Below are 7,991 nucleotides of genomic sequence, written 5' to 3'. Positions count from 1 at the left end.
GCTTAACTGACGACACGCCGTAGGTGGCTTCCAGAAAAACATCTTCCTGTGGAACCTGCGTGATATGTTTAACCGCCTTCTAAACGCTCAAAAACATATCGTTATTATTGGCCTTAACCACTCTGTCGGACGTGATCAGAATCTTTTGGAATTCTTTGGTGAGATAAACGATCTGGCGCTTCCACTCGCAACGAAATATAGCTTTGACTACATTGATATGAGTGATGTTCTGACAACAGAAGATGATTTAAACAAAGATGGAATGTTTGGGGGCGCCCACTTTGACCGGCCAGTCTACAAGGCTCTCTCAGACAGAATTCTTAATTTGCTTCAGCCTGCGCACTAAGCCACACTCCCAGTCACTCAGCATCAAGTCTATTTTTGCGTTGTAGGTTTAATAATGATTGAAACAAAAAACTTTCAAGGACAGTCTGCCGTCGTGTCCCCACCCGTTACTGATTTTCGCTGGGCTTTTGGGCCAACGAACGGGACACCTTTGTCGGACCAACTGATCCTCAGCCCGTCTGGAGAAATCAAAGGATATTCCCATCCTAATGAACGATCCTGGCGCATAGAAAATTACCGTCTTTTGCTTCTGAATGAAGGCGGTGACATCATGTGGCGTTCAATCGAAGCCTTCAAAGATCCAGAGGGGCTTCTTACAATTGTTCTGGAACACCCAGGCAATCCGGACACACGCTTCATTCTCAAACAACAGGCAGTTTTTGCTTCTGATAATCCTGCCCCTCCCGTTATCAAGCAGGAAAAAGCATCCGTTGAAACTCAGCCTGCCTCAGAGTCCGCAGCGCAGCCAACAGGTCTATCTGATGCTGAATTTCTGTTCCCATCTGACCTTGAAGTCACAAACGTAAAAGTTGGGAAAGTGCTGTTGGTTGGCTCCTGCCTGACCGCGCTTTACCATGAGCAGCTTCAGGGCCGACATCCTGAAACGAAATTTGACTATATCCCTTATAATTTCGTCAGTGTACTTCCTGAGGCGCCGCCCTCGCCTGTCTCGGACTACGATTTTCAGTACCTGCAGATCCCGCTACGCTCTGTATTGAGCGACCGCGTAATCTGGGGTTTTCGTTTTAACGAGGAAGGCTTTACCAAGACCATCCTGCAGGACGCTTACAGCATCATTGATGCCATGCTTTCCAGCGCGATGATCTACAATGAGCGGCATGGCCTGCTGACATTCGTCTCCAATTTCATTGTGCCGCAGATGAGCACCGCGTCCAGCATGTATGAGCGCGGTAGCAACAATGATCTGACGACGATAGTTCAGAGACTGAATGACTATCTGAACGAGAAAGTCGCTGGCTATAAAAATGCTTATCTTTTGAATGTTGACGCTGTCGCATCAACAATTGGTAAGCGTTATATTCTTGATGACCTCGTTTATTTCTATTCGCATGGCGCTGTGACCTATCAGGATTGGGATGATTTTGGTTCCATTGCCAGAAATGAACCCATTCCTCCGCTGGAAACAGTTTATCCTGTTAAAAAAGATGCCTTCCTTGATGCTATCTTCCGTCAGATGGTCACGGCTTACCGGACCACAAAGCAGGTGGATCAGGTTAAGGCGGTGGTGTTTGACCTGGATAACACGCTGTGGCGTGGCCAGATTGCCGAACATTATCGACCGGAAGCACAGCCCTGGCCCCGGACTGACGGGTGGCCGCTGGGGATCTGGGAAGCCATTCACTATCTGCGGGCCCGCGGCATCCTTGTCGCGATCTGCTCTAAAAATGACTATGATTACGTTAAGAACAGATGGGATGATGTTATTGAGCCCAAGCTGATTTCACTGGACGACTTCTCGTCCGTCAAAATCAACTGGACGCCGAAGGCTCAGAACATTTCTGAAATCTGCAAAGAGTTCAACATTAAGCCAAAGAGTGTGGTTTTTGTTGATGATAACCCTGTAGAACGTGCTGCTGTTGCATCAGCTCTGCCGGACGTCCGGGTTATCGGCGGCAATCCTTATCTGACGCGCCGTATCCTCCTCTGGTCTGCTGAAACTCAGATTGCACGTATGACAGAAGAATCTGGCAAACGTGAAGAAATGATCCGGGGGCAGATTGAGCGCGAAGAAACCCGTTCCACAATGGACAGGTCTGAATTCCTTGCGTCTCTTCACTGCGAGGTCTCGTTCATCAACATCACCAGCACCGATCAGCCTGAATTTGGTCGTGCGCTGGAACTGACCAACAAGACCAATCAGTTCAACACGAACGGCCAACGCTGGTCTTTTGAAAACATCGCTGATTTCCTGAAGACAGACGGGAAAATTCTTGCGTTCAAGGTCAAAGATAAATTCACCGAATATGGACTTGTTGGTGTCCTTTACCTGAAAGGCACAGAAATCACGCAATACGTGATGAGCTGCCGTGTTCTGGGTATGGAAGTTGAAGAGTTTGTCGTTGCGGAAGCTGTCAAACTTCTGCGCTCAGCCCGTACGGGTGAAACAGACATCACGGCCACAATCAAGGAAACGCCTGATAACACCCCGTGCCGGGAAGTGTATCTGCGCGCCGGTTTCCGGGAAATCGCGCCGCAGGATGGCGTCAGACAATTTATTCTGGATGGTGACGAAGTGCCTATGATGCCACTTCACATCAAGAAGGCCTGATAAAAAAAGCCCCCGTATCCTCAAAGATACGGGGGCTTTTTCTTAGATAATGTAATCAATCGGTGGAAGCATCTGGTCCATACTTAAGGCCGGCATGCCCGAATGCTTCGTGCCGACCTTCCGTGCGGGATTGCCGACCACAGTTGTGAAGGGTGGTACCGATTCCAAAACAATTGAACCCGCACCTATTTTCGCCCCTTCCCCAACTTCAATATTTCCCAGCACTTTTGCGCCTGCGCCGATCAACACTCCTCGCCTTACTTTGGGATGTCGATCTCCGGAATGCTTCCCCGTCCCGCCCAAAGTTACTTCCTGCAGGATAGAGACATCATCCTCAATGATGGACGTTTCCCCCACCACAATGCCTGTCCCGTGGTCAAAAAGAATACGACGCCCAAGACGCGCTGCGGGGTGAATGTCCACCCCAAAAAGCTCTGAGCCACGACTTTGCAAATGCAAAGCTAAGTGCCGCCGCCCTGCACGCCAAAGCCAATGCGCAACCCGATAGCTCTGAACCGCATGGAACCCTTTGAAAAACAAGAAGGGTGTTACGTAATCCGGGCATGCCGGGTCACGCTCACGAATAGCCACCATATCAGCTGCAGCGGCACAGACGATCTCTGGCTGTGCGTCGAAACTTTCTTTCACTAACTCTGCCAGAGCATCTGCGGCGACAGATCTATCGCCCAGCTTCCGTCCCAGCAAAGCCGCCAGCGCAGAGGCAAAATCTGCGTGGCTTCGTATTCCGGTTGCCAGCAATCCCCGTACCAGCGGGTCATGACATACACACGCCTGCTCAACCATTTCCTGCCACAGGAGTTCCAGTTTTGGCGAACACAGACTGAATTCGTCAAAATGGCTGGAGAGGATAGAAGACACGTGCGGCCTGTTCATACGCAGGTCCTTTCTTTCAGAAAGCAGCTGACTTTTGCGGTTGTCGTCTCGCTTTAAAGCCCCATGGCGTGCTTTACAAAGGCCTTTCTTAACCTGGGAAGGCGATGGACGCCTGCAATCCCCACATCACGAGCCAATCGGATCAGCGGGTTATCATTGCTAAACAGCCTATCCAGCGCATCCGTCGCCGCAAGCATCAGCATATTAGCCGGGCGACAACGCGCCTGATAGCGCGCCAACAGAGCGGGCGCTCCTAGGTCTTCACCTTTGGCATGGGCGGTCAGCAAAATATCGCTCAGGGCGATGATATCCCGGAACCCCAGATTAAGCCCCTGCCCTGCAATCGGGTGAATACCATGCGCAGCATCCCCAACCAGCAACAGACGCGTATCTGTATAACGCTGAGCATATTGAGCAGAGAGAGGATAAACCCAACGGCGACCGACAGGGGTTACTTTTCCGAGCCGATTACTGCCCATACGCCGCTCGACTTCGCGAGCAAACATCTCATCGGGCAGATCGGCAAAACGCTGAGCCAGAGCATCTTTATCACTCCAGACAATGGCAGAAAGATAAGGATGCTCCTCAGTCCCGGCCATTGGCAGCTGCGCAAACGGCCCTGCAGGCAGGAAATGTTCCAAGGCCCCGTTATCATGCGGAAACTCATGCGCAATCGCACACACAATGGCCGTTTGTCCATAAGACAGCTTTGTCAGAGGGATCCCTGCCTCGGAACGCAAACGGCTTTTGCGGCCATCAGCGGCTACCACCAAAGAGGCCTTGAATGAGCGGCCGTCCTTCAGATGGATCTCGGCACCTTCCGCCTTTCTGACTACTTTAGCTTCTGCAGGGGCCAGCACCGTAATGTTCGGCGTCGTATGAAGCTGGGCATTCAACGCGACACGCAAGGCCCGCGCCTCAACCATCCAACCAAAAGGCTGATGCGCATCTTCCCGCGTGAATTCCAGAAACAGAGAAGACGCGGGTTCACCGGGCCGACCATCTGTTACGAGAATATCTTCAATCGGCCCGGCAGGAAGCGGCAGGACATCCCAAATACCGGCTTCTTCCAGAAGCTTTTTGGGACCAGCGGCAATGGCATACGCCCGACCATCAAAATCAGGGTGTTCCATGGGCGGCAGATCAGCACGGTCAACAATCGCAACCCGTATACCTTCCACAGCCAGGCGACACGCCAGAGAGCCCCCTACAGGGCCAGCTCCGATAATGCACACATCGACATCCTGCACTGGCGGATGCGAAGACGTGACAGCATTCTGAACAGCGGATGCAGACGTGGCAGCCATTGACGTTATCCCTCATACACAGTGCCCGCTGACAAAGGCCCGAAAACTGGCCACGAGCAAAAAACCACTCCCCTTTTATCCCACCCCGGCAGAAAGGCCAGAGAGGGAGGCTCGTCAACCCGCCAAAAATCTGGCATGTTTACGCATACAAGATTTATATAGAGGCTGAATGCTGGCTGCTTTCTGAGCCCTTCAGCCGGCAAAAAGAGCAAGGATTTGGATCTCATGAAGCTGGTGACCGCGATTATAAAGCCTTTCAAGCTTGATGATGTCCGTGAAGCCCTTGCCCCACTTGGCATTCAGGGGCTGACAGTTTCTGAAGTTAAAGGTTTTGGACGCCAGAAAGGCCAGATAGAAATTTATCGTGGTGCAGAATACCGGATCAGTTTTCTCCCGAAGATCAAGGTCGAAATTGCAGTTTCCGATGCTCTGGCGGATCAGGTCATTGAGGCCATCCTAGATACCGCTCACACGGGTAAAATTGGTGATGGAAAAATTTTTGTGAGTGTGTTGACCCAAGTTATCAGAATTAGGACACGTGAGACGGGGGAAGAGGCTTTATAAGATTTAAACGGTTTTCACATTTTAAATATAAAAAAAATAAGGGAAATAAAAATGCTGTTTGCTTGAGCAATATAAAGACCTTTGATTGAAGGCCATTTGCTCTCGGGATCAGACCGAATTACTGCATCTATTTTATAGATTATTTGGTAAAGTTCTAGCGTCATAAGAATAATGTGACCTGATAGAGCATTCTCTATAAATAAAATTCACACCCCAAGAACAACGACTTCTTATCCTTTGCAAACAATATTGGAGTGGTAAGTAAAGAATGTTTTACTTGAATCAGAAACAAATGGGGCTGGCACCGAATGTGACCTCTTTTGCAGCATATACGTATAAAATTCTACTGCTCTCAGATAGAAAATGAAAGCTATTATTCGGCTTCCACTACTCATCAATCATACATGATGATTTTAATTAAACATAGTTATGTATTTACTTACCTGAATGATGCAGCAAAAATAGATTATTACTGTGCGAAGGCCGTATCCATCTGATATCAGTAACAACGAATGGTCTCTGATTGTTCCATAACTGCTTCTGATGGAAGAAGATCCAGAATGGCCTTTGGCGTGGGTTACGCGATGCACAAGGCTGGTCAAAGACTATGAAAGCTGCGCCTAAACACTTACAGTAATGTTATATGATCGCCTTCGCAGGCCGCATGCTCAGAAACGCTATCAACGTGCTCATGTAAAGTGCATAACACCTTGTAGCGATGACGGTCTCAGTCAGCTCCTCCTTTTCTCCAGCTACGAAAACACAGTACACTGAACAGATTGTAAATCAGGGCTTCAAAACAACTGACATGCCCCCGGGAATATAACCATTTAAAAGTAGAGTCCGATCGAGAAGGATACGGACGAATGAAACGCTGTCGTTTTACGGAAGAGCAGATCATAAGTATCCTGAAGGAACAGGAGGCTGGGCTGAAGGTCCCTGATCTTTGCAGCAAACACGTGATCAGTGATGCGACTTTCCACAAATGGAAAACCCGCTATAGCGGTCTTGAAGTTTCCGAGGCAAAGCGACTGAAGGCGTTGGAAGATGAAAACAGTCGCCTGAAACATCTTTGGCTGATGCGATGCTGGATAATGCAGCACCAAAGGAAATCGTTGGAAGAAAATGGTGACGCCTGTCGCCAAGCGGCAGCCGGTCGACCATATTCGTGGTGTTCTGGCCCTGAGCGAACGCCGTGCCTGTGCGCTTGCCTGCCGTGTTGCGCGGTATATTTCGACCAAGGCCGACGATGCGTCCTGCGCCAGCGTCTGCGGTAACTGGCGGGCCAGCGGCGCCGTTTTGGATACCGCCGCCTGAGCTATCTTCTGGCGCGGGAAGGGTTCAACCCCAATCACAAGAAGCTGTTCTGCCTTTATCAGGAGGACGGTCTGAAAGTCCGCCATCGGGGTGGCCGCAAGAGGGTGCTGGGGACGCGCGCTCCCATGACCATTCCACAGAAGCCTAGGCAGCGCTGGAGCCTGGATTTTGTGTCGGACGCCCTGATTTGTGGTCGCCGGCTCCGCATTCTGACCGTTATTAATGATTTCAGTCGCAAGAACTTGCTGTTGGTTGCCGACACATCATTGTCAGGAGGACGTGTGGCGCGCGAATTGACCTCCCTGGTGGAACGATATGGCAAACCCCTCATGATTGTCAGCGACAACGGCACGGAATTCACATCCCATGCCATCCTGAAATGGGCGGATGAGATCAAGGTTAAATGGCACTATATCGCCCCAGGGAAACCGCAGCAGAACGGCTTTGTCAAAAACTTCAACGGTCGGTTGAGGGATGAATGCCTCAACGAAACACTGTTTACGTCCCCCCGCCAGTCCGACAAATTCTGGCGGACTGGCGGGGGGACTACAATACGGTACCGCCAACATTCCCGACTAGATGGCAGGACACCGGATCAGGTCGCCAGATAAGGGTCTCGGGGGCGTGCCCCCGAGACCCTTGTCATCCCATCAACCCCAAACCATAAAAACCGGGAACTCTCTTTTTGAGTGGTAACAAAAAAAGGGGGGGGCACGTCACCACCGACTTCAATCCATCGCAGTAATGACAACAAACAGAAAAGACTTCATAAAATATGCTCAGCATCGCATGCAATCAATATCGCAACAAAACATAGTATAATAAAAATAAAGTAAAATAAATAACATTACATTTTAAAAATATTTAAATATTATTTTTACATATAATGAAAAAATTTATTTATACATGATGTACAATATATATTTTTTCTCACCTTTAAACAGTTATTATCATTTTGAACGTGCCAGTTGAGAGAGCAAGCAGTCGATAGGCGCTATCACAACATAAAAGCTCAGGCATCTTGTGCGAAAACGCTAAAGAACCAATCATCCAACAATGGATACCTTTTTATCTGAAGGGAATAAATTCTTGATCAATCTGATAATGCGGCATCTTCATTCTCCTGAGAATTTTCAAGATTGCTTAATTTTCATTATCCGAGCACAGACCTCGTAAGCCGTCAAACATATTGTATTACAAACAAAATCCGTATACATAAACCCTAGATACAAGTACTTACTATAAGGGCTAGGGCCTGTTAGATCTTGAATTTC

The 7,991-nt window shown here is 49.2% G+C and carries 7 protein-coding genes; 5 read left to right on the top strand and 2 right to left on the bottom strand.

From position 1 onward, the window contains the following. Positions 1-64 precede the first annotated feature (64 nt). Together AD928_RS01200 and AD928_RS01195 are read left to right on the top strand one after the other, a co-directional pair. Complete coding sequence (locus AD928_RS01200) at positions 65-346, top strand: hypothetical protein (protein WP_062247583.1); 282 nt, start codon at positions 65-67, stop codon at positions 344-346. Positions 347-400: 54 nt separating this feature from the next. Then, on the top strand, positions 401-2,635 hold the full coding sequence (locus AD928_RS01195; RefSeq protein ID WP_062247581.1) for an HAD-IIIC family phosphatase: 2,235 nt from the start codon (positions 401-403) through the stop codon (positions 2,633-2,635). Between the two features lie 42 nt (positions 2,636-2,677). Here the strand turns inward: AD928_RS01195 and cysE are convergent, their stop codons facing one another. Further along, positions 2,678-3,439 (bottom strand): serine O-acetyltransferase, encoded by a 762-nt coding sequence (cysE, locus tag AD928_RS01190; RefSeq protein ID WP_373320575.1) that lies wholly within the window; start codon positions 3,437-3,439, stop codon positions 2,678-2,680. 143 nt (positions 3,440-3,582) lie between these two features. After that, complete coding sequence (locus AD928_RS01185) at positions 3,583-4,836, bottom strand: UbiH/UbiF/VisC/COQ6 family ubiquinone biosynthesis hydroxylase (protein WP_082779672.1); 1,254 nt, start codon at positions 4,834-4,836, stop codon at positions 3,583-3,585. 225 nt (positions 4,837-5,061) lie between these two features. Between AD928_RS01185 and AD928_RS01180 the strand changes: the two genes are divergently transcribed. The 3 genes from AD928_RS01180 (at position 5,062) to AD928_RS15330 (ending at position 7,328) form a co-directional block, all read left to right on the top strand. Next, positions 5,062-5,400, top strand: a complete 339-nt coding sequence (locus tag AD928_RS01180; protein ID WP_062247585.1) for a P-II family nitrogen regulator — start codon at positions 5,062-5,064, stop codon at positions 5,398-5,400. A gap of 866 nt (positions 5,401-6,266) precedes the next feature. Next, positions 6,267-6,677 carry a transposase gene (locus AD928_RS15335; protein WP_373320573.1) on the top strand — a complete coding sequence of 137 codons (411 nt, stop codon included), beginning with the start codon at positions 6,267-6,269 and terminating at the stop codon, positions 6,675-6,677. A 165-nt stretch (positions 6,678-6,842) separates the two neighbouring features. Next, positions 6,843-7,328 carry a DDE-type integrase/transposase/recombinase gene (locus AD928_RS15330; RefSeq protein WP_373320574.1) on the top strand — a complete coding sequence of 162 codons (486 nt, stop codon included), beginning with the start codon at positions 6,843-6,845 and terminating at the stop codon, positions 7,326-7,328. Positions 7,329-7,991 lie beyond the last annotated feature (663 nt).

It is taken from the genome of Acetobacter cerevisiae (genome assembly GCF_001580535.1).
GTDB lineage: Bacteria > Pseudomonadota > Alphaproteobacteria > Acetobacterales > Acetobacteraceae > Acetobacter > Acetobacter cerevisiae.
The sequence above is the reverse complement of the archived record's forward strand: the minus strand, read 5'-3'. Positions and strand labels throughout refer to the sequence as shown.

What these genes read in the sequence shown, in the direction of transcription:
- AD928_RS01200 (WP_062247583.1), top strand. Translation starts at nt 65, where the DNA reads ATGTTTAACCGCCTTCTAAACGCTCAAAAACATATCGTTATTATTGGC.
- AD928_RS01195 (WP_062247581.1), top strand. Translation starts at nt 401, where the DNA reads ATGATTGAAACAAAAAACTTTCAAGGACAGTCTGCCGTCGTGTCCCCA.
- AD928_RS01180 (WP_062247585.1), top strand. Translation starts at nt 5,062, where the DNA reads ATGAAGCTGGTGACCGCGATTATAAAGCCTTTCAAGCTTGATGATGTC.
- AD928_RS15330 (WP_373320574.1), top strand. Translation starts at nt 6,843, where the DNA reads ATGACCATTCCACAGAAGCCTAGGCAGCGCTGGAGCCTGGATTTTGTG.
- AD928_RS15335 (WP_373320573.1), top strand. Translation starts at nt 6,267, where the DNA reads ATGAAACGCTGTCGTTTTACGGAAGAGCAGATCATAAGTATCCTGAAG.
- AD928_RS01185 (WP_082779672.1), bottom strand. Translation starts at nt 4,836, where the DNA reads ATGGCTGCCACGTCTGCATCCGCTGTTCAGAATGCTGTCACGTCTTCG.
- cysE (WP_373320575.1), bottom strand. Translation starts at nt 3,439, where the DNA reads ATGGTTGAGCAGGCGTGTGTATGTCATGACCCGCTGGTACGGGGATTG.